Annotated in this window: 15 protein-coding genes and 2 pseudogenes; 8 read left to right on the top strand and 9 right to left on the bottom strand. The window is 49.6% G+C overall.

The window, feature by feature from the left end:
- The first annotated feature begins 98 nt into the window (after positions 1-98).
- Positions 99-284, top strand: coding sequence for a hypothetical protein (locus tag IQ268_RS25300; protein ID WP_193885057.1), 186 nt, complete (start codon positions 99-101; stop codon positions 282-284).
- Between the two features lie 133 nt (positions 285-417).
- Here IQ268_RS25300 and galK read toward each other — a convergent pair whose 3' ends face one another.
- From galK to IQ268_RS32425, 6 genes are all read right to left on the bottom strand, one after another.
- Positions 418-1,509, bottom strand: a complete 1,092-nt coding sequence (gene galK / locus IQ268_RS25295) for a galactokinase (RefSeq protein WP_193885055.1) — start codon at positions 1,507-1,509, stop codon at positions 418-420.
- Between the two features lie 78 nt (positions 1,510-1,587).
- Entirely contained in the window at positions 1,588-2,751 is a 1,164-nt protein-coding gene (locus IQ268_RS25290; RefSeq protein ID WP_193885053.1) for a Xaa-Pro peptidase family protein, read from the bottom strand.
- A gap of 57 nt (positions 2,752-2,808) precedes the next feature.
- Positions 2,809-3,909, bottom strand: a complete 1,101-nt coding sequence (galT, locus tag IQ268_RS25285; RefSeq protein ID WP_193885051.1) for a galactose-1-phosphate uridylyltransferase — start codon at positions 3,907-3,909, stop codon at positions 2,809-2,811.
- 392 nt (positions 3,910-4,301) lie between these two features.
- The gene (locus IQ268_RS25280; RefSeq protein ID WP_193885049.1) at positions 4,302-5,471 is read right to left on the bottom strand and encodes a zinc-dependent alcohol dehydrogenase; all 1,170 of its coding nucleotides are present in this window, start codon (positions 5,469-5,471) and stop codon (positions 4,302-4,304) included.
- Between the two features lie 507 nt (positions 5,472-5,978).
- Positions 5,979-8,207, bottom strand: a complete 2,229-nt coding sequence (gene katG / locus IQ268_RS25275; RefSeq protein ID WP_193885047.1) for a catalase/peroxidase HPI — start codon at positions 8,205-8,207, stop codon at positions 5,979-5,981.
- A gap of 386 nt (positions 8,208-8,593) precedes the next feature.
- Positions 8,594-8,737, bottom strand: coding sequence for a hypothetical protein (locus tag IQ268_RS32425; protein WP_228035711.1), 144 nt, complete (start codon positions 8,735-8,737; stop codon positions 8,594-8,596).
- Positions 8,738-9,463: 726 nt separating this feature from the next.
- On the opposite strand from IQ268_RS32425, the pseudogene IQ268_RS33545 reads away from it, so the two are divergent.
- From IQ268_RS33545 to IQ268_RS33100, 3 genes and pseudogenes are all read left to right on the top strand, one after another.
- Positions 9,464-10,402, top strand: a pseudogene (locus tag IQ268_RS33545) (ATP-binding protein); the annotation flags it as partial.
- Positions 10,403-10,935: 533 nt separating this feature from the next.
- Entirely contained in the window at positions 10,936-11,670 is a 735-nt protein-coding gene (locus IQ268_RS25260) for an MHYT domain-containing protein (protein ID WP_193885044.1), read from the top strand.
- A gap of 430 nt (positions 11,671-12,100) precedes the next feature.
- Positions 12,101-12,223: a hypothetical protein gene (locus tag IQ268_RS33100; RefSeq protein WP_255527269.1), complete on the top strand. Its 123-nt coding sequence runs from the start codon at positions 12,101-12,103 to the stop codon at positions 12,221-12,223.
- Positions 12,224-12,291: 68 nt separating this feature from the next.
- Here IQ268_RS33100 and tnpA read toward each other — a convergent pair whose 3' ends face one another.
- Positions 12,292-12,723 (bottom strand): IS200/IS605 family transposase, encoded by a 432-nt coding sequence (gene tnpA, locus IQ268_RS25255; RefSeq protein ID WP_193885042.1) that lies wholly within the window; start codon positions 12,721-12,723, stop codon positions 12,292-12,294.
- Positions 12,724-12,758: 35 nt separating this feature from the next.
- Between tnpA and IQ268_RS25250 the strand changes: the two genes are divergently transcribed.
- From IQ268_RS25250 to IQ268_RS33095, 4 genes are all read left to right on the top strand, one after another.
- Complete coding sequence (locus IQ268_RS25250; protein WP_193885040.1) at positions 12,759-14,030, top strand: RNA-guided endonuclease TnpB family protein; 1,272 nt, start codon at positions 12,759-12,761, stop codon at positions 14,028-14,030.
- 278 nt (positions 14,031-14,308) lie between these two features.
- Complete coding sequence (locus IQ268_RS25245) at positions 14,309-14,593, top strand: hypothetical protein (protein WP_193885038.1); 285 nt, start codon at positions 14,309-14,311, stop codon at positions 14,591-14,593.
- A gap of 56 nt (positions 14,594-14,649) precedes the next feature.
- Positions 14,650-14,823: a hypothetical protein gene (locus IQ268_RS25240; protein ID WP_193885036.1), complete on the top strand. Its 174-nt coding sequence runs from the start codon at positions 14,650-14,652 to the stop codon at positions 14,821-14,823.
- A gap of 332 nt (positions 14,824-15,155) precedes the next feature.
- Positions 15,156-15,284 (top strand): hypothetical protein, encoded by a 129-nt coding sequence (locus IQ268_RS33095; RefSeq protein WP_255527268.1) that lies wholly within the window; start codon positions 15,156-15,158, stop codon positions 15,282-15,284.
- A 206-nt stretch (positions 15,285-15,490) separates the two neighbouring features.
- Here the strand turns inward: IQ268_RS33095 and IQ268_RS32405 are convergent, their stop codons facing one another.
- Positions 15,491-15,847, bottom strand: coding sequence for a hypothetical protein (locus tag IQ268_RS32405; RefSeq protein WP_228035709.1), 357 nt, complete (start codon positions 15,845-15,847; stop codon positions 15,491-15,493).
- 471 nt (positions 15,848-16,318) lie between these two features.
- Positions 16,319-17,368: pseudogene (locus IQ268_RS25230) on the bottom strand (IS256 family transposase); the annotation flags it as partial.
- Between the last annotated feature and the right edge of the window lie 138 nt (positions 17,369-17,506).

The raw sequence follows: 17,506 nt of genomic DNA, 5'->3' as shown, positions 1-17,506 counted from the left end.
CGATCGCCGACCCCCTAACTCAAATACAGGGTTCCTTATTGCTCACCGATACAGTTGGTTTTATTAAAGTAACTGAAGCAGATGCCCTGTTACACATTATGGACTTATCATATCCTGCGTGGGAAAGCCATATTCATTCAGTAGCAGAAGTATTAGCAGCTTTACCGACTCTTCCTGATCCAGATTTAGCAATATCTACCCTACTCGTATTTAACAAACGAGATCGAGTCAAGAGTGAAGTATTGGCGATCGCCCGCTATCTTCAAGAGCGGTTGTCAGTTTAGTGGTTGCATAAGATGCAGATTGAGCGGAGCCGAAATCTGCATCTTGGGAATGTTTTAGTTAGTTCAAGTCTGTGTACTTCTGAAGTTAGAGTCACAAAATGATTAACCAAGAATTAGCAACAACTACAACCGTTTATTGCTGAGTGTGATTTAATGCTGGAACCAGAATGTGCCCTGAGTAACCTAAACTGGTGTATTGTTCGAGGACGTGGTGGGCGATCGCCTCTCCTCTCCCAGCCCTTACCAGAGCCACACACGCACCGCCGAATCCGGCTCCAGTTAGCCGTGCTCCCAATACATCAGGTGTTTTTTGCAGAATGTCCACCAGATGATCAAGTCCAGCCACAGATACTTCATAATCATCTCGGAGGCTGGCGTGAGAAGCATTCATCAACTCACCAAATCGTTCTGCTGAAACACCTTGGCGCACTTCCAATACTCGATTGTTTTCAGTCACGACATGCCGCGCGCGTCGTCGCCAGGGTTCGGGTAAAGTTTCTACGGCTTCCGGGTCGGTTACATCTCTGAGTGCTTTGATCTTTAGCAGTCGGGATGCTTCCTCACATTCGGCTCGACGCTGGTTGTAGCCACTCGTTGCTAGCTTTCGAGGAATGCCGCTATCAATTACAACAACTTCCGTATCCTGAGGGAGCGGAATCTTTTGGCGTTCAAGCGTTCGAGTATCTAAAAACAGTAGATGTTGCGGATCGGCCAGACTGGATGCCATCTGATCCATAATGCCGCAGTTAACCCCGGCATACTGAATTTCTGCCTGCTGTCCCAGTTGGGCAATTTTCACATCATCCAAATCAAGCTGAAGGAGCGATCGCAACCCTCGTAACATCGCAACTTCCAATGCGGCACTGCTCGACAACCCAGAACCAATCGGCACAGCCGAGGTCACAAACACATTCATCGGTGGAATTGAGTGTCTCATCTGCTCCAACAGGCGTATGCAGCCCCAAACATAGCTAGCAAATCCCTGTAGCTTTGAGGAAGAATCCATGTTGGAATCGGTAATGTCAACCCGCTCCTCTAATTCTGCGGAATAAAAGTGATGTTGATTGGTTGAGCTGAAACCGAGAAAAACAGTTGTTTCTTGGGGAATAGCGGTAGGCAGAACAAAGCCATCATTGTAATCTGTGTGTTCACCCAGCAAATTTACTCGTCCTGGAGCGCTGGACTGAACCGTAGGGGCTGCGTCAAAGATCTGTTGAAAATCCATAAGCCGTAATCATCTGCCTGATCTTGACTGTCTAAGCTTGACCCTCAGGCAAGCCTTTTGCTTGCCATCGTGGGTTCCTCACCTTTCTAGCGGTAGAGGTCTGGCGCGTCCACTTACATCAACGCTTTGCCAGTTGGGGTCAAAGGTAAGATTTTCTGAACCGCCACTGGTCAGCACAAAGGTATCTTCAACTTTTGCTCCTGGCAGGCTGGGGTTCCAGGCTAAGACCATGTTTTCAGCTAGAGGCTCGGTGGTGGTTGGTGTGGCAATCACCTCTCGTGCCAGATAGCCTGCGGTGCCGCCCTGATGATGTTCCTGAATGGCATGGGAATAGCCTCGCTGTGTGTAGGCTTGGGCGATCGCCCCATACACTTCACTCAAAGGCACACCTGGTTTAGACGCATCCAGGGTTGCTGCTTCGACTTCTCGCACTTGTTGATGCAACTTAGCCTGCTCTGGTGACAATCCACCAAAGTAAACAAAGCGGGTGAGGCTGGCAACCAATCCATACCCCCGCGCACAAAAGACCAGCATGGCAATTTGCCCAAGTGTTTCGTGAGTAGGCACAGGATGGCGATAGAGCGGCAATCGTTTTTCCCCGGCTGCTAGCGTTAGTGCGGGATGTAACCCTCTTGCCCACATTGCTTCGGCTCCGGCTCCGGCAAGCTGACATTCCGTCCAGGTGGGTTGAGCTTCAAACAACACTTCTGTCATCGCTTCACTCGCTAAGCGCCCAACCAGACGGTATCGCTCCAATTCACTGGGCAACATGGTTCGCTTATGGGCCATTAACGATGCTGGAAGAGGCAGTTCTGTGAGGGAGGGGCGATCGCCCAATGACGAAGAAGGCTTATCACTAAGAATCTTGCCGCCTTTAGTCACTTCTTGCACAAAAGTCTCTCGTACGGTTGCATCCGCCCAGGGATAGGTAAAAAGTTTGTAGCCTCCGGCTGACTCATTACGCCCTGGAAGCTCCTCATCAATGAATCGTTGTGCCTCGATTTCATCTGCCAACAACCACGCATCATCAGCCGTTACCAGAACCTCTGCGGCTCCGGTTTCCGCTGCCAGCAATACGGTGTGTGTTGCTCCAGCAGTTGCCCAGGAAAACCAATCGGTGCCGCGTAACCGTAGCCCCATCACACCATCACCCAAAGCCGTTCGCATCAGCTTCAATTTGTGAGCGATTTCAGCAGCATAGTGAGTTTTGAACAATGCGTTTTGAACTGAGGCAGAGATCATAATTTTAGATGAGTGTTGAGTACAACCTGATGAAAAGCGAGTTCGTCTTATTTCGTCTTATACGGTGTGTAATTTCTCCAAGTTGATGTGTACAGCCTGTAATTCTTTCGCCTTTTCCTCCGGTAGCGCATCATTGGCAAACATTCCGGCTGCTAGTTCGGTGCCAGCCAGATGTTTAAGCCGTTCTGAAGTGCGATAAGGAGGATAGAATTCGGCGTGGAGATGCCATTCTGGATGAAGTTGACCATCCGTAGGAGCCTGAAACCATGCCATTAAATAGGGGAACGGTCGATTCCACAGTCCATCATATTTTAAAGTGATAGTTTTCAAAGCTCTAGCCAGCCCGTGACGCTGTTCTGGAGTGAGTTCGAGAAAGGTTGGCACGGGTTGAATGGGAGCCAACCAAACTTCGTAGGGATAACGGGCGCAAACTGGGACAAAGGCGATCGCCCACTCATCCTGGTACAAAATTCGCTGATTGTCCTTTATTTCCTGCTGAATCAGATCTTGCAACAGTCCCCGCTGATGCTGTTCGTAGTACGCCTGCTGGCAGGATTGCATCCGCGCAGGGACAGGCGGCACAAACGGATAAGCATAAATTTGTCCATGCGGATGATGAAGCGTTACACCAACTTCCACGCCTTTGTTTTCAAAGGGCAGCACATACTGGATTTGAGCCATGCTTCCTAAGCGACGAGTGCGATCGCCCCACACCTGCAACAGCAATTCCAAATGATCCAGTTCTAAAGAACCGAGATAAGCTTGCGGGTCTTGGGTAAACACCACTACTTCACAAGCTCCATTTGCAGGCAATGTCTCAACAATCTGAGTGGGCGCATCGTGAACATCTGGGGTCATTGACGGAAAACGGTTTTCAAACACCGCCACGTCATAATGACCCTGGGGAAGTTCAGTCGGAAACTGGGAATTATGAGTAGGAGCCAGTGGATTGTACTCTGGCGGCGGCATAAACGTCCGTCCCTGACGATGACTGGCATAGGCAACCCACTCACCTCGTAGCGGATGCCAGCGCAAGTGAGGACTTGCTCGCACCGATTCATTGCTTGGACTGGGAGCCTGAAGGGTCGTGGCAATAGGAGTGCGGCTGTACAAAGTCAGCGTTCGTCCATCTGGCTTTAATAACTCCTGAGAATGCATCTCTGGACACAAGTATGGGATGGATCAAGCTTGCTGCCTCGCGCTGTTTCAAACATTCCCTTAAAGGCTGGTTCTTTCAATAGAAAACCATATCAGAGGACACAAATTTTTGTGGTTCGAACCGAGCAATTTTACGGCTGAGTTTCTGATTGTTCACTCCACAGGGAGAAGGAATTCAAACTTTTTTATAACCTAAGCAGGAAACTCTCCGCCACCTCTATCTAAAGGAATCAATTTAAAGGAATAACAAAAGCGCTCCTTCTTTGTTCGCTTCTTGTAAAGGCAGCATTTGAATTTATGCCTGAGTTGCAGCAACAGTGAAATGATTCAAGCTACAAGTGCTGCCAACTTTTTTCAAATGGCTCGTGGCACTCGTGTCCTTTCAACCCTCGTTATGGTTTCAACAAGACTTTAATGCAGTTATCTTGCTTGTGTTTGAAGATCTCATAACCCTGTTTAGCTTCCGCTAACGGCAAGTGATGAGTAAACACAACCGACGGATCAATTTCTCCCTGCACAACGCGATCGACCAGCATAGGAATGTACTTTTGGCCAAACATCTGTCCCATGCGGAAGGTTAGCCCTTTGTTCATTGCTGCTCCCATGGGCATCTTGTCAAGGAAGCCTGCATAAACTCCCATAATCGACAGGGTGCCTCCCTTGGCACAAGACACAATCATTTGCCGCAGTACGTGGGGGCGATCGGTTTCCAGCCGCACAGATTGCTTAGCTTTATCATAAAACCCTTCTAAACCCATGCCGTGCGCTTCCATGCCAACCGCATCAATGCAGGCATCGGGGCCGCGCCCGCCCGTCATCTCCTTGAGTGCTTCCCCTGCGTCTACTTCTTCATAGTTGATGACCTCGGCGTTACCAAACTCTTGCGCCATTTTTAGCCGTTCAGGGATGCGATCGATCGCAATTACTCTTTCTGCTCCCAGCATGTAAGCGCTGCGAATCGTAAATAGCCCTACCGGGCCACATCCCCAGACAGCCACAATCTCTCCTGGCTGAATGTTACACAAGTCTGCTCCCATAAACCCCGTTGGGAAGGCATCAGAAATGGGCAACAACTGCTCGTCAGTGAGTTCTTTAGGAACGGGAATTGCCCCGTGGTCGGCAAAGGGAACCCGTACATATTCTGCTTGTGCGCCCGCATAACCACCAAACAAATGAGAATAGCCGAAAATGCCTGCTGTGCCAAAGCCAAACAACGGTTCTTGCATCCAGCTATTGGGGTTAGAGTTATCGCAAAGCGACCACTTTTGATGCTGACAATAACGACATTGACCACAACCAATGATCGAAGAAACAACAACGCGATCGCCCACCTTCAGTTTCCTGACCTCTGAGCCAATCTCAACCACTTCCCCCATGAACTCGTGTCCGATGATATCTCCTGCCTGCATGGAGGGGATATAGCCATCATAAATATGCAAATCGGAACCACAAATAGTAGTGGCTGTCACCTTCAAAATGGCATCACGGGGGTTAAGAATCTTAGGATCGGGAACCGTCTCAACCCGAACATCATTGGCACCGTGCCAGCATACTGCTTTCATTGGCTCACAAAAAATAAGTTAGATTTTGATACCTGCCAAGGTAACAGCGCTGATTAAGGCTATCCCGTAGGAAAGAGAGTCTTGCTCGGTCAGGGTAAGCTGGGTCACGCTCGTCAATCGGTCAGTCATACAAGTAACGTTCGTCTACATCGTGTTGCTGCAACGCCGGGAGGAGTGTATCGCCAAAAGGGGCTAATGGTAAAACGATAAAGCCAGCAACCTGACTGGTTGTATTCTTTTCTAAATTAATTTTCTAGATGCGGTATTTTCGGCTCGAAGTCCTCCTGCTCAATCGCTGATACGATCGCTTATCAATCGCTGCGTAGCGAAGATACTGTTGGCAAACCATGACTTAACACCTTGAAAGCCTTCAATCTTCATTTCCCTGCTGAAATTAATTGAGTTTTGTAAGTCAGACAATGACAGAATTGCAGCTCAATTATGAAGAAATGATTCACCAACAGTGTCTATGCTCTAATTAACCTCAGTGAGCGGTTGAAGTGACGCTTAGAACCCCCTCGCAGCGCTTTTCTCTAAGACTTTGCGAAGGTCATAGCGATCGAGGTTCATCACTTTATCCCACGCTGCCACAAAGTCGCGCACAAACTTAGGCTGCGAGTCCACACATCCGTAGACTTCCGCCAGGGCTCGTAACTGAGCGTTTGAACCAAAGATGAGATCGACACGGGTGCCGGTCCACTTAAGTTCGCCCGTTTTGCGATCGCGTCCCTCAAACACTTCTTCTGCCTCCGAGACGGCCTTCCAGCCCGTGCCCAGGTCGAGCAGGTTCACAAAGAAGTCATTGGTCAACGTCTCTGGCCGATCGGTAAAGACACCATGCTTAGCCCCTTCAACGTTCGCACCCAGGACGCGCAAGCCGCCCAAGAGAACCGTCATCTGCGGGGCTGACAGGCTCAACAACTGTGCCCGATCAACCAGCACCTCCTCGAGCGATTCGCTGTGTTTGCCGCTGGAGTAGTTGCGGAACCCGTCTGCGGTTGGCTCAAGAGGAGCAAAGGACTCAACATCCGTTTTCTCCTGCGATGCATCCATACGTCCCGGCGTGAAGGGAACCGTCACGTCATGACCCGCGTTCTTCGCCGCCTGTTCAATGGCCGCACATCCGCCCAGAACAATCAAGTCGGCCAGCGAAACCCGCTTTCCGCCCGATTGTGAACGGTTAAACTCCTGCTGGATCGTCTCCAGGGTTTGCAGCACCGTTGCCAGTTGAGTCGGCTGGTTGACTTCCCAATCCTTCTGCGGTGCAAGACGAATACGTGCCCCATTCGCGCCACCGCGCATATCGGAACAGCGGAACGTTGATGCCGATGCCCAGGCCGTCGAAACCAGTTGGGAAACAGACAGTCCCGAAGCGAGAATCTTACCTTTGAGAGCGGTAATATCCTGCTCATCAATCAATTCATGATCGACTGGAGGAATAGGATCTTGCCACAGGAACTCTTCCTGGGGAACCTCGGAGCCAAGATAGCGCGATCGCGGCCCCATATCGCGGTGCGTTAGCTTGAACCATGCCTTGGCGAACTTATCTGCGAACTCATCCGGATTATCGCGGTAACGCCGCGCAATTTGCTCGTAGATGGGGTCCATCTTCATGGCCATATCCGCCGTGGTCATCATGGGGGCGTGCCGTTTCGACGGATCGTGTGCGTCGGGCACCGTATCCGCACCCGCGTCGCCCTTGGGCTTCCACTGCCACGCGCCAGCCGGACTCTTTGTTAACTCCCAATCATATTGGAACAGGGTTTCGAGATAGCTATTGTCCCACTGCGTCGGAGTGGGTGTCCATGCGCCTTCAATCCCGCTGGTGATCGCATCAACGCCAACCCCCGTGTTGAAGGTGTTCTTCCAGCCAAGACCCTGATCCACAATGGTGGCTCCCCCAGGTTCAGCCCCAACGTGCGTTGCCTCACCCGCACCGTGGCATTTGCCAAAGGTGTGCCCTCCGGCGGTGAGCGCAACGGTCTCCTCGTCGTTCATCGCCATCCGACCAAAGGTCTCGCGAATATCGCGTCCCGAGCCAACCGGGTCAGGTTCGCCATCTGGCCCTTCCGGGTTCACGTAGATTAGCCCCATCTGAACGGCAGCGAGAGGGTTCAGAAGCACTCGATCTTCTTCGTAACGCTCATTGCCAAGCCAGGTTTTCTCAGAACCCCAGTAGATGTCTTCCTCTGGCTCCCAGACATCCACACGCCCACCGGCAAAGCCAATCGTCTTAAAGCCCATCGACTCCAGGGCACAGTTGCCCGCAAAGATCATGAGGTCGGCCCACGAAATTTTGTTGCCGTATTTCTGCTTGATAGGCCAAAGCAACATGCGCGCCTTATCAAGGTTGGCATTGTCAGGCCAACTGTTGAGGGGCTCAAACCGCTGGCTACCCGAACCTGCGCCGCCGCGACCGTCGCCAATCCGATATGTGCCTGCGCTGTGCCAGGCCATCCGGATAAACAGCGGCCCATAATGGCCGTAGTCGGCTGGCCACCATTCCTGAGAGGTGGTCATCAGCTCGAAGATATCTGCCCTGAGGGCAGCTAAGTCGAGGCTCTTAAACTCCTCAGCGTAATTGAATTCCTCACCCATAGGATTAGCTTTGGCTGAGTGCTGGTGGAGGACGCTCAGATTTAGATAGTTCGGCCACCAGTCCCGGTTCCCCGTCACATGACGAGCCTGACGTTTCTGACCTGCGCCCGTAAACGGGCATCCGCTTTCGCTGCTCATAGTGTCTCCTGTTGAGTGTCGCGGTATAGATTTTTGATGTACTGCGGGTTATTGCAAACAGATAACACATGAGCAATTATGAGGATCATTGATGAGAAATATAATCGAAGAAAAATATAATTAACGTTAGGATTCGAAACAATGAACTTGTAATTCGAAACAATCGGTTATACCGCTAGCCAAAGAGTAATCTGATACAAGCATACCTATCTATAAAAACGCCAACTCCAGCTCACAAGTTGGTATTCACCTGGAGGATCTCTAGAGGATCTATATAAGCATTGAAGGGTAGCTTATTGCTCAGACTTTTTCAGTGACTAAAAGTTGGTGGCGATCGCTGTAAAAGATTTCAAAGTTATTTGCTCTCTTAATCTTCGCTTCTACTTTCAGTAGATCTGAATCTCAAATAGGCCAAAACGGTCAGAGGATGTTTTAAAGGTCTGATCTGTTACCCGGTAGGTGTAGGGGCGAAGCATTCGGTAGATAATGTCTCGGTTGTTCCAGCCATCCTGATTCGCAGCTTGCTTCATCGCAGAGTATGCTTCGCCCCTACCGAGACGTAAAAGATACGTTTCAAACACCCTCTCGATGGTTTCCGACTCAGGCTTTAGAACGCTGCAAGCATCATGGAATGCCACCGACATGGAAAAAGACAGGAGCGTATTCTAAAGTGCTAGGGCGTGTTTTAAATCCCGGAAGTCCCAACTTTATAGATTTTTGAACGATTCAAAGTCCCCCAAAATTGGGGGATTTAGGGGGCAAAAAGCACAATGTAACCGAGCAATCAGGAGTTTTAAAACACGCCCTAGAACTACCAGTGCAAACGGGTTTTAGAATTTGAATAAAGTTGCGCTAAGGGTAGCCAAAGAGAGCCGCCGTCGAGAGGACTCTCAACTAGAAGGCTGTATCCCTCCCTTCATCGCTGAATTCTTTTTACATGAAGTGCGACCATTGGCAGATAAATAGAATTGGTAATCGTGATCTGCATTTTGACGAGATTCCGTGTAGGTTGAGCACTACGAGCGCTATTTGGAAGTTCTCCGACTCTAGATAGTTGGAAGAAGGGTAAACCCTGGTGAGAGTGATAGATAACTCTATATATCTTGTTCCTTGAGATGCCCCTCAACCCTGGATCTCGACCAATACAGCGGTCTAAAAGTCCCCAACTGGCAGGGGAACTGCGCGATACAATGCGGCGATCGCAGGAAACGTTCGCCGACGAATCAGGCATGACTGCCATAATGAACCCCTGGGAAACTCGCATTTTGCGAGGAAAGCTCAATCTTAATGTCAGTTCCATTGACTTAGCCGTTACCATTCAAGGCGCGATCGAAACCGTGCGACTCGCGGCCGAAGCCAAATCTATTACGGTAGAAGCCAACCTGGATTCTGAAGTCGGCTCTGTTGCTGGCGACTCAACCCGGTTACAGCAAGTGGTGTGGAATTTGCTCTCCAATGCGGTGAAGTTCACCCCCTCAGGTGGACGAGTAGAGGTGCGATTATAGCAGGTTGATCATCAGGCGCAAATCACCGTTAGCGACAACGGCAAAGGCATTGCAGCCGATTTCCTCTCCAGTGTATTTGATTATTTTCGCCAGGAGAATGGCGCAACCACTCGTCAATTTGGCGGTTTGGGGTTAGGGTTGGCGATCGTCCGTCACTTAGTCGAGCTACACGGTGGCACCGTGACCGCCGCCAGTGCAGGCGAAGGGTTGGGAGCTACGTTTACAGTCAAACTGCCGCTACTGGAGCGACCCAAGGATAGAGAGACGGAAGGACAGGGAGAGCCTCACCGACTCACCCACTCATCGACCCTGTCACTCTCTTTACAAATCCTGGTGATTGATGATGAACCCGATTCGCGTGATTTTGTGGCGTTTGTCCTGGAGCAGGCAGGAGCGACCGTAATCACTGCTACAACCGCAACTGAGGGATTGGTAGCCTTGACGCAATTTCTGCCCGATGTGCTTGTAAGCGACGTTGGTATGCTCGATATCAATGGCTATATGCTGATGCAGCAAGTCCGAGCATTGCCAGCAGACCAGGGAGGACAGGTAAAAGCGATCGCGCTCACTGCGTATGCCGGAGATTTCAACCGACAACGGGCATTGCAATCCGGATTTCAGCAGCATGTGAGTAAACCTGTGGAGCCAGAAGAGTTAGTCAGAGCCATTCATGCTCTGCTCACGGGCTAGAACCCGACTCGCCTAAATCCACAACCGTCTCTCCTAGTTCATCCGAGGTAGACCGATCCCAAGCTAACCGAGAGGAATTGGTTGATCGCATCTCACAGATCAGTCCCATGGATGAGATGATCGATCTGCCAAGGATCGCGAATTAAATAACCTATCAATGGCAACATTTACCGATACGGGCGTGGCATTCGGCCAATAGTTCTGGAACAAGGGTAAGGGCTTTTGACCGAATGCCACGCCCCTACACAAGGAATTACACCTTAATAAATTCGCGTTCCTCAGCTAGATCTAAGCACCTTGGCGGAGCTAAACCAAGCCATATGTTGCTTGTGCTGTTAAAACCATCACATTACTATTTGTGAGTCTATGTGACTCAAAGCGAGACAGACGAGCGGTACTAGTAATTTGAAATTACTAACCAGATCGTTTATATACTTCAAATGCCTGAAACTACCGCAGAGTAGTTCATGCCAAGCAGGGTGCAATCACCAAACGAACACTTGTTCTGCAATACTTCATACAGGTGATTGACTGTGATAGCTCAACATAATTTCCTTTTAGTTATTTTCTCCATTTTCATTGCTGTTGTTGCTTCTTATACAACCATAGAGTTGATGAAAAGAATTTCATTCAGCCAAACTGACAGTGCGGTTCTTCTGAGTTGGCTGGTCATCAGCGCTTTTACGATAGGAACAGGGATTTGGTCAATGCATTTTGTTGCAATGCTGGCCTATCAATTGCCTTTTTCGGTCAGTTACGATTATTCCATCGTCATCCTCTCCTGGATTGCAGCAATTATTGCTTCTGGCATTGCCGTTTATAGTTTGAAGCAGGGATTTACCGATTGGGTTTCAGTTGCAATTCCTGGACTGCTGATGGGAGCAGGCATTGGAGCCATGCATTACATCGGCATGGCGGCCATGGAGGTTGCTGGAGCACGGATGAAATACAACTATTGGATTGTGGCACTTTCGGTCTTGGTTGCGGTTACGGTTGCCAGTTTTGCACTGTTGCTGGTCAATTACATCCGCAACGGTGACAGGCGTAAGGAATTAAAACTGGGTGCTGCATTGATTATGGGAACAGCCATTAGTGGATTGCACTATACCGGAATGGCCGCTGTTCAATTTACCAGGATAGAAAGTGCCTTATCGGCTGCCAACAGGCCGGGAGTAAACTCTTTAGATGCTACCTCAATGGCATTTACGATTGGAATTGTCACCCTGGCGATTTTAGGAACGGCTTCTCTTGCATCACAAGTTGATTGACGGTTGAAGCCTCATTAAAGGATGTTTAATGTCCTGTATGGGTTTCCTTTCCTGATCGGTTCAAAGCGTTTTAAGCCCTAACCCTGAGATGTACTGGCACCACTTAGATAAAAGTCCCCCAATTTTGCAGGCTTACGCCTGCGGTACGCCAGAAAAGGGGACAGTTTGGCCAGCTACTCGCACATTTCAGCCATCCTCTCAACCTAATGCGATCGCTCCTTTTCATTATCAATGAGAATGGAGCGATCGCATTTATGTAACCATACCAACGGTGAGCCAAAACGAGTGGGGGTGCGTTACCTTCAATGATGTTGCTGCCCTGACTGGGGTTTCAAATGAGGCGATCGTCTACCACGATCGCCAATCATGTTGTAATTCTCACAATGGCTTGGTAAGACATGCCCTTCTTTGAGACACTGCGTTTTTGATCGTGGCCGCTTCTGGTATTGAACCAGAATTTAATGTCTCGTGGACGCGATCGCCTCAAACCCCAGCAATTCTCAGTATGGCAATTCAACTGGTGTTTGGCGGGATGTCCAACTCTAGCAAATGAGGGGTTCGGGGAGCTATAGTCCCCGCGCTCTGGCGAAGCCGAGCGTCGGGGTACATGGACTCCCCGCGTCAGACAGAGCGACGAGCGGAGTCTGACACACAACCTTTTTGGCTCTGCACATAGCGTCTAAGCACATCAAGCGGTGCATCTCCGCAAGAGTCCAACGAGTAGGCTTCTGTCCAAAAGACTTTTTTACCTCCATAGACAGCACTAACTTCCTCTGAAAACTCTTCTCGGATTCTGCGACTGGTAACACTTTTGAGATTGTTCACAAACTTGCTCAGTTGGATTTGAGGAAAGAACCTGAAAACAATGTGAACGTGGTCAGGCTCTCCGCCGAACTCCATGAGTTCACACTGCCATTTTTGGCACAAGTTGCCAACTATCTCTTTTAGCCTCTCCAGCATTGCTTGGGTGATGACCCTGCGACGATATTTAGGAGTAAGCACCAAATGAGCGTAGAGTCTTGAAACTCCTCTTGAGCGAGGCTTATAGTCCATATTGTATCTATCAGTGTGTAAACTATAATTCTATTATGAGACTCGCATACCAATACCGACTACTGCCAACCGCTCAACAGTCTGCCGAAATGGATCGGTGGCTGGATATGTTGCGCCATGCCTATAACTGGCTGCTGGCAGATCGGTTTGATTGGTATGAGCAGAATCGGTGTCCCATCAACGCCTGTCCACTGATTTGCAGCATTGCAGAACCCAGAGAACAGCCTGACTACTACAGTCAAAAAAGAGGGTTGGTTCTGCTAAAACGTGAGCGCCCTTGGTATGCAGATATCAACGCTCAGGTGCTGCAAGACATGGTGAAGCGGGTGAAGCTAACGTTTGACCGCTATCTCAAGGGAGATAGCAATGGGCAGCGTAGCGGCAAGCCACGATTCAAAGGCAAGGGGAGATATCGCTCATTTACCTACCCTCAAGTTGAGGCTAATCCCATTCAGGGCAATCGCGTAAATTTGTCTAAAATTGGCGCGCTCAGGTTGATTCAACATCGCCCACTGCCTGATGGTTTTGATATCAAAACTGCCATCATCAGCAAGAAGGCAGACGGTTGGTATGTGACTCTAACGCTCGAAGACAAGGCGGTTCCCGTATTCTCGTCTGAAGTAGAGCCAAACTGGGACAACTCGGTTGGAATTGATGTGGGATTAGAAAAGTTTGCCTCTACTTCAGATGGCAACTTTGAGCCTATCCCTCAACACTTCCGCTCATCTGAAGAAAAGCTTGCTCGGTTGCAGCAAAAGGTATCAGTTGCTAAGAAAGGGAGTCGCGCCCGAAAGCTGCTGATTCGCAAGGTTGCCAAGTTGCATCAAAAAATTGCACGGCAGCGCAAACAGTTTCACTTTGAAGTGGCTGGAAGAATTCTCAACAAAGCCGACATGGTTTTTGTCGAGGATCTGAACGTCAAAAATATGTCTAGACGTGCTAAGCCTAAGCAGGATGAAGCTGGAAAGTTTCTTCCCAATGGGCAAGCAGCAAAGTCTGGTCTGAACAAGAGCATTGCTGATGCAGGTTGGAGTCAGTTTATTGATATTCTCACTTTCAAAGCTGAAAAAGCTGGTCAGCGAGTTGTCAGGGTTGACCCCAAAGGAACCTCCCAGCATTGCAGTGCATGTCTAAACAAAGTTCCTAAAGAACTGTCAGAGCGTTGGCATTCCTGCTCTTATTGCGGAAATGAGATGGACAGGGATACCAACGCTGCAATTCTGATTAAAAAAGTGGGGTTGGGAATCGCCACACTCAAAAATGCTCAACGGACTTCGGTTCGAAGAGAAGCCCGCGCTGTCTCGTAAGAGCAGCGTCGGGAGTATTTCACAAGAACTTGAAACCGATGAAGCTCAGCCCATCTGCTACACAAGGGAGTGAGCGTACGGCGAATTTTTTCAGGCTCAGCAGCACTGGAAGAAAAATTGCTAATTCAGACCTGTTAGAATTTTGACGCAGTTGACTATCTCCTTACCGTCCTAAATTGAAGCAAAAACGTTCAAAGTCCTTGCTACTAAACTTACTAAATTCCCTAGCTGATTTTGATGGAGAACTATCCCAGGAAGCCATACGGCTATTGAATGAGTTGAAAACACGACCGGATCGACTCCCCCCTCTTTATGCCGATGTGTTTGCCCTACCTCATTCAGCAACCTGCTCAGATCTGGTCGATCGCATCTTGTCTCTTTCCCAGGAGCAGGTTGCGGTCGTTAGCTATGCGTTTCAAATCTTTCGCTATTATGAGCAAATTTTGAGAGCGAACCCCAGTGATGGGTCACCGCAGCAAAAGGCAGCTTATGAGTCACAGATGGAGCGGGTTCGCCTTTCGGTAGCTCGAACCAAAGCAGCGTTGGCGGAATCCATTGGATAGGTGTAGAAGAAACCCTACGATGAATAGCGAGCAAGCATCAGGAAACAACAATTGCTATGTCTTCCCTCAACCGTCAGCAATCCAATCACCTGGTTCAACACATTATGGGAGTTGAGCAGCTATTAACCGAGGTAGATGAGCAGGGAGCGGAGGAAATCTTAGATGAACTCTACCTGCTCATTACCAAACTCCTTGAGCAGTTTCCGCAGCTAGATCAGGATGAAGATTAGAAAGTAGCGATACGGCTTTCCCTTGGTCGTCTTCACCTCGATATAGCCCCATCCACCTCGTTTGCCCTCATACTGATTGGCAGTGACTGCATTAGCCTGTTCGAACACTACCAAGACGAGTACTTATCCCAGTGGCGATCGCTTCCAAAAATTCCTAAATCTCAAACTGTGTCTTAACCGGTGCATGATCAGAACCTGGTTCGCCGCGCCGTTTACTAGGATTGTTATCGAGCGAGGGGACAGCGCCCACCAAGTCAACGTGACTGTCCACTTGTGGTCGGCAGCGCGGTTGTCCTAGCAACGGTTCTTCACTCACTAGCTTAGTCGCTGCAATGGTGGCGTTGCACAGTGGGCTTAATCTTAAGCTAAACAAGACGATCGCAGTTTGCACGTTGGGTTGGGTTGTGGTGCAGGTGGCGATCGGAATTATTCAAATTGGCGTTCAAAGAATTTTAGAGTAACTGGATGCCAAGTCTAGAAGAAACCCACTTATGAAATCTGCGATCGCGGCTGTAGATCATCAGATTGAAACGTGTCTTCTGCAAGTGTCGAGTTCGTCGCTTTTTGTCGTTGATCCGCCCACGGGATGTGCAACGAGGTTAAGAGGGAGAGGCTAAAAGGGTTAGTGGGAGAGGGATCGAGGGGAGGATTGTTGAGAGAATGAGTTCTAAAGCGAGAGAAATAGGAGTATTACAGATGGGTTGGGGGTCTTCAAGAGGGATGCAGCGATCGCCCAAGCTATGGGAGGTTGCTGAGCGAGTGATTGAGGCTTGAGCAGAGCAATGGGGCGTTGATCCCAAAGCTGGGTCAGTGAGGCGATCGAACTTCGGTTTGGTTTGTTTCTAGGGGTGCAGTTGAGCATCGAGCCAGGTATCGAACTCTCTTTGAGCTGAAGTAGTTGATGCGATCGCCCGTAGTTTTGTCGTCGTTCGTCGAGGGAGCGATCGCTGTTGTACTGATTGATGGTGGGTTCAATCTGGTGCCAGAAGGGTTTGACAGTGAGGATGATATTGCTTCCGGTCAAGGTGCCGATGAGCGATTGGGTGATGGCCCACTGCTGTTCATGGTCAACCTGCTCGTTGGGGTTTGTTTAGCATTGGAATTAAACTGTACGCTAAGCTGTCCAGTTGTCTGGACAAATCAAGGCAATACCCTTTCGCCTTGGGAGATGCAGGATATGGAATCTACTATCTAGACAGTGGTTATGCAGTCATCACTGACTTCAATCGGTATGAGGGAGATAGGCTGACGATGAAAGGGAGTGACCTGTATTATACGTGGGATCTGAACTTAAACGTTGGAACAGGGGCGCTAGACAAGGGTATCTACCACAATGGCAACCTGATTGCTGTTCTACAGGACGTATCTGGTACTGGTTATATCATGAGTCAAGATACTAACTGGGTGTGATTCTAAGTCTTGAGCAGATCAGTTGAGTTGCTTTCTTTCGTGTTGTCCCTGATTGCTTCTCCAAGCGCTGCGATCGCTATAGAGCCTATTTGAGATCTTGAGGAGAGGTTGCAAGCCTCTTAATCATTGGCCGAATGAAGCAAAGGTTGAGTTTTGTCGTGGCATTAGCAAGCGTCCGCTCGAAGTTCTTGACCAGGATTTTACATCGCTCCATCCAGGCATTCGACCGCTCAATCACCCACCTCGCAATCGCTGGAACAAATCCAGATTTTCCTTGTTCTGCTGCTACCGCCTTAGATTCCTTCCAGGGGACGTAGCGCAGACAATTACGAATCAGATGCACGATACACAATTGAACCTGGGTTTTGGGATACAGTGCCTCGATCGCCTGGGGAAAGCCCACTAACCCATCGCAGCAGGCAATCAAGATGTCCTTTAATCCTCTGTTCTTCAAATCTGTCAGCACTTTGAGCCAGAACTTGGCTCCTTCGGCTTCCGCCTCTCCAATCCACAAACCCAACAGTTCCTTGTTGCCCTCACGGTTGATGCCTAAAACCACGTACACGGCTCGTTTGCTGACGCGCCCGGAGACCTTGATGTTGACGTACAGGGCATCCAGGTAAAGGATGGGGTATACCTCATCTAAAGGACGCACCTGCCAGGCTTTTACCTCGTCGCTGACGCTATCAGTTACCTCGCTGATGAGGGAGGCTGAGATGTTGACGCCATAGAGTTCTTCCAACTGAGCGCTGATGTCGCGAGTGCTCAATCCCTGTGCATACAGCACCAAAATCTTCTCATCGAGGCCGGCTAAGCGGCGTTGGTGCTTGGGCACCAGAACAGGTTCAAACTTGCCCTTGCGCTCACGTGGAATTGCTAAGTCCATCTCGCCGTGGTTCGACTGAAGCGTCTTTTTAGAGTAGCCATTGCGGCTATTGCCACGGGTCAGCCTCTCTGAGTCCGGGTTGTCAAGCTCTATCTCCTGTTCAGCTTTGAGATGGTGGTTCAACTCCCCGGCCAAAGCTCGTTCAATCAACCGTTTGCTCAGTTGTTTGAGTAGACCCGATTCGCCCAGGATATCCTCTGGACTCTGGCAATCGCCCAACAGCTTATCGAGCATCTCATCTACGGGGTTGGTCTCTTTTTTCGTAACTGTTCAAGGGGTTGAAAAAGGGAATTGAGAAAATCGAGAGGTGCTGCTAGGCTAACAAGATGGAAGAGAACCCTGTCCCCTCCATCAATGATGTTAGCCAATCGGACTGGGACAAGACCC

Source organism: Oculatella sp. LEGE 06141, from assembly GCF_015207605.1.
GTDB lineage: Bacteria > Cyanobacteriota > Cyanobacteriia > Elainellales > Elainellaceae > Oculatella.
Note: the sequence above shows the minus strand (reverse complement) of the source record. Positions and strands in the feature narration are given on the sequence as shown.

Coding starts and splice junctions, on each gene's coding strand:
- IQ268_RS33095 (WP_255527268.1), top strand. CDS start 15,156: ATGGTGGCGTTGCACAGTGGGCTTAATCTTAAGCTAAACAAGACGATC.
- galK (WP_193885055.1), bottom strand. CDS start 1,509: ATGGATTTTCAACAGATCTTTGACGCAGCCCCTACGGTTCAGTCCAGC.
- tnpA (WP_193885042.1), bottom strand. CDS start 12,723: ATGGACTATAAGCCTCGCTCAAGAGGAGTTTCAAGACTCTACGCTCAT.
- IQ268_RS25240 (WP_193885036.1), top strand. CDS start 14,650: ATGTCTTCCCTCAACCGTCAGCAATCCAATCACCTGGTTCAACACATT.
- IQ268_RS25290 (WP_193885053.1), bottom strand. CDS start 2,751: ATGATCTCTGCCTCAGTTCAAAACGCATTGTTCAAAACTCACTATGCT.
- IQ268_RS25250 (WP_193885040.1), top strand. CDS start 12,759: ATGAGACTCGCATACCAATACCGACTACTGCCAACCGCTCAACAGTCT.
- katG (WP_193885047.1), bottom strand. CDS start 8,207: ATGAGCAGCGAAAGCGGATGCCCGTTTACGGGCGCAGGTCAGAAACGT.
- IQ268_RS25300 (WP_193885057.1), top strand. CDS start 99: ATGGACTTATCATATCCTGCGTGGGAAAGCCATATTCATTCAGTAGCA.
- IQ268_RS25280 (WP_193885049.1), bottom strand. CDS start 5,471: ATGAAAGCAGTATGCTGGCACGGTGCCAATGATGTTCGGGTTGAGACG.
- galT (WP_193885051.1), bottom strand. CDS start 3,909: ATGCATTCTCAGGAGTTATTAAAGCCAGATGGACGAACGCTGACTTTG.
- IQ268_RS32425 (WP_228035711.1), bottom strand. CDS start 8,737: ATGAAGCAAGCTGCGAATCAGGATGGCTGGAACAACCGAGACATTATC.